The organism is Deltaproteobacteria bacterium HGW-Deltaproteobacteria-6, assembly GCA_002840435.1.
GTDB lineage: Bacteria > Desulfobacterota > Syntrophia > Syntrophales > Smithellaceae > UBA8904.
Genome location: PHAT01000024.1, coordinates 1 through 4,152 on the forward strand (window position 1 = coordinate 1; position 4,152 = coordinate 4,152).

4 protein-coding genes are annotated in these 4,152 nt (G+C 51.5%); all 4 read left to right on the forward strand.

Annotated features, from left to right (window positions below):
* On the forward strand, positions 1-562 hold a 562-nt coding region (locus CVU71_18470; GenBank protein PKN16800.1), incomplete at its 5' end, for an oxidoreductase.
* Between the two features lie 156 nt (positions 563-718).
* Positions 719-991, forward strand: a complete 273-nt coding sequence (locus CVU71_18475; protein ID PKN16802.1) for a cupin domain-containing protein — start codon at positions 719-721, stop codon at positions 989-991.
* Positions 992-1,090: 99 nt separating this feature from the next.
* Positions 1,091-2,377 (forward strand): MFS transporter, encoded by a 1,287-nt coding sequence (locus CVU71_18480; protein ID PKN16801.1) that lies wholly within the window; start codon positions 1,091-1,093, stop codon positions 2,375-2,377.
* 404 nt (positions 2,378-2,781) lie between these two features.
* A partial coding sequence (gene hflX / locus CVU71_18485) for a GTPase HflX (protein ID PKN16803.1) occupies positions 2,782-4,152 on the forward strand: 1,371 nt, incomplete at its 3' end.

Genomic DNA, 4,152 nt, shown 5'->3' on the forward strand with positions numbered 1-4,152 from the left:
CTTTTCCACCAAAGAACGGGGGCGAAACACAGGGATGGGTCTGGCTTCCGTTTATGGAATTATCAAAAATCATGGCGGTTACGTCAATGTGGAGAGCAAACCGGGCGCCGGCACATCGTTCATGATCTATCTTCCGGCATCGGATAATCAGGCGGAAGATGAACTAAAAATAGATAGCAGGATTCATAAGGGCGTGGAAACCGTTCTGCTGATTGACGACGAACAGATGATTATTGATGTCGCCTCTAGAATGCTGGAGGAACTTGGCTACAAAGTTCTGTCCGCCACCAGCGGGAAACAGGGGATCGATATTTTTCATAACAGCACAGAAAAAATCGAGCTGGTCATTCTGGACATGATCATGCCCGGATTAAGCGGCAAAGAAGCTTTTGATATTCTTCGGCAGAAAAATCCCTCCGTAAAAGTTCTGCTTTCAAGCGGCTTCAGCCTGGACAACCAGGCAAAAGATATCATGACCGAAGGCTGCAAAGGCTTTATCCAGAAGCCTTTCACCATGGCGGAACTATCCCGGAAGCTGAGAGAAATCCTTGACAATAAATGAATCCGGTTCCGTTATCTTCCTGAATTACGGGGTCACGACAACAGACAAAGTCCGCAGAAGCATGAAAAAGGAATCATCGTGAGAATTAACCATTATACCTCCATAAAGCCAATCCCTTTTGATAACGATCAGGTCAAAGGTGTTTCCGGCCGTGTCATGATCGGAAAAAACAACGGTGCGGACCACTTTTGCATGCGTATCTTTGAGGTGGCTCACGGGGGACATACTCCCAGGCATTCACACGCATGGGAGCATGAAATATTCATCCACGCGGGTTTGGGCGAAGTATTCAGTATGGGGCAATGGCATTCTGCGCGGACCGGAGACGCAATATTGATAGAGGCAAACGAAGAGCATCAAATCCGTAACACCGGCTCAGAAACATTGATCTTTGTCTGTCTGATTCCTTCAGGCGTCCCGGAGATTTGATCCCGCTCACGCGGGACGAGCGTTAAATCTACTTAACTTGCTGCGGGGTGGTTGACTCACATCACCTTTCTATAAAACTTGAAAAACAGATTCTCCTGTATGCATCATAATACAAGCTTTGCTAAATACCGCTATCTTGTCTTCGCAATTCTAGGCACCGCATACATCCTGGTTTTTTTCCACAGGCTTGCGCCGGCGGTTGTAGCGGTCGACATGATGTCTGATTTAAAAGCCGGCGGCGCACTGATTGGCGTTCTGGCATCCGCTTATTTCTATCCTTACGGCTTGATGCAGATTCCCGCAGGCCTTTTATCCGATTCCTGGGGACCGCGCAGGACGATTGTCTTTTTTTTCATCATTGGCGCGGCGGGCTCATTTACTTTAGGGTTTGCTCAAACACTGGGGATGGCGATCGCCGCCCGCGTTATGGTGGGCCTGGGTGTGGCGATGGTATTTATCCCGACGCTGAAGATTCTGACCCATTGGTTTGAACGGGAAAAATTCGTCCGCATGAGCGGGCTTTTAATGTCGCTTGGCGGTGTGGGCGCATACACGGCATCGACACCTCTGGCACTGCTCAGCGACGCTATTACCTGGCGCGGCAGTATGATTGTGATCGGGGCATTGACACTTGTTATATCGGGCCTGGTCTGGCTTCTGGTTCGCGATACCCCCGAACAGTCGGGTTTTCAGCCGATAAACCCCTGCGCACCGGAACATTGTGAAGAATGGAAAATCGGGCTCTTCTCCGGTATCATCATGGTGCTGAAACGCTGGCAATTCTGGCCAATGGCGATGTGTAGCTTTTTCGGTTCGCTGGTATCTCTGAGTTTCTCCGGACTGTGGGGCGGTCCGTTCTTAATGAATGTTTATGGGATGACCAGAACAAGGGCAGGAGCTGTATTATCAGCAATGGCCATCGGCATGATTATCGGCGCACCGGTAATGAGCTGGCTTTCCAATCAGGTATTTCATTCACGAAAGAAAGTTTTAATACTAAGCCAGCTTGGCGGCCTGTGTGTCTTTGCCCCCCTTGCTTTTTTCACCGGCGATTTTTCCGAAACAGCGCTCTACATCTGGTGCTTTTCTTATAGTTTTTTCATGTCCAGTCTGGTTGTCGTCGGCTATTCCGCAATTAAAGATTCTTTTCCGATACAAATATCCGGCACCGCCACAGGCACCTTGAATATTTTTCCTTTTGCCGGGGCGGCGCTGGGCCAGCCGCTCATCGGCTGGTATCTGGATTCCATAGGTGCAGTCGACGGCCGATATCCGGTGGATGCTTATTCCGCAGCATTCAAGATGTGCCTGTTCTGCCTGCTGGTTGCGTTCATTGCCAGCATCCTGGTTAAAGAAACGTTCCCCCAAAAGCAAGATTCCGCTTAAGGTTTATCGATCGTTCAGACCGGCACAGGGAACGTCAACGTCTGATTCTTTTTTTCGGTTGCTTCCCACAATATCTAGCTCATACCAAGTTGCATTCAAAGGATCAGCTTCGGCAAGGAGGAGGCTCCGGAGGCGTATTATTGACGCGTGACCTTTAGGTTATACGTTGAGGAAGCCGACCCCCATGTCTGGGGGCACGCGACCAATGCCAACAAAGTTAGCCGAAGACCGGAGGCGCATTCCGCAAGGAAGCGCAAAAAGAAACTATTCCTTCCCTACCGGTAGTTGCCAATCTAAAATTGGCAACTACATGCGACTTGGTATCAGCATTTGCCTTTTGACTAATGCAGACAAACTGTGATAGCTAAAGTGCAGGGAACACATGAAGACAGGGACGGCTTACCATCAATAAAATATTCGGCAATACATCGGGGCTGGGCGCCCAGCAAATCAAATCTCTGGAACGTCTTTATCGCCGCGGCATCCCGCCGGAAAGCATTCTCAGCAATGACCTGGCCCGGGAGATATCCTTTCTTTCCAGCGCTCTCAACCGGCAAATCGGTTTGCTGATTAACCGTAAAGGTGAGATCAGCATGGTCATTCTCGGAGACCACAAAGGCATATTTATTCCAAGTCTCGACGTTTTCCGCGCAGCCTCCACACGATTCAAGGGCCTGCGTCTGATTCACACCCATTTAAACGGTGAGGCACTTTCTCCCGAGGACATGACTGACTTGTCGCACCTCAGGCTGGACATGATCGGCGCGCTCCAGGTCTGTGAGGACGGTTCTCCCGGCAGGCTTTTCTGGGCCCATCTGATACCGGAAAATCCGCAAGGGAATTACTGGCTTATCCATGAACCGCAGGAACCTCACCGGCTTGACCTGAATTTCCTGTCTTTTATCGCTGCGCTGGAAGATGAATTTGCCAGACGGCAAAAAACGCGGAAAATCGACGCGACGGAAAAAGCGATTCTCGTGCGGGTTGAAAAAAATCCCCTCGCCGGCGCGGAAGCCTCCCTGGAGGAGCTCCGGCAATTGGCGGAGACCTGCGGTGTGGCCGTTTTTGACAGTCAGATTCAATATCGGCCGCAGCCGGATCCAAGGTATCTTGTTGGCAGGGGCAAACTGTCGGATATTGATCTGCGCGCCACACAAATTGGCGCAAATCTGCTGATCTTCGACCACGAAATGACGCCCGCGCAGGTCCGTTCCATCAGTGATTTCACCGGGCTGAAAATTCTTGACCGGACACAGGTGATCCTGGATATTTTTGCGCACCGCGCCCACAGCAGGGAGGGAAAGATTCAGGTGGAGCTGGCGCAGCTCAAATATCTGCTGCCGCGGCTGATGCACAAGGACACGTCGCTCTCCCGCCTTGCCGGCGGTATCGGCGGCGTGGGTCCCGGCGAAACCAAGCTGGAAATTGACCGACGCCGCGTACGCGAACGCATCAACCGGCTGGAAAAGGATTTAAAGAACATCACGAAATCACGCGGACAGCGCCGCGGGCGGCGGAACAAATCGGGCCTGCCCGTGATTTCAATTGTCGGTTACACCAACGCCGGGAAATCGACACTGCTCAATACCCTGACGCAGAGCGCCGTTCTAGCGGAAGACAAGCTCTTTGCCACGCTGGACACGAAAAGCGCGAGACTGCGGTTCCCGCGCGATACAGAAGCGGTCATCACCGACACGGTTGGTTTCATCCGCAAACTGCCCAAAGAACTTTTCAGCGCCTTCAGGGCGACTCTGGATGAACTGAACGAAGCGGAT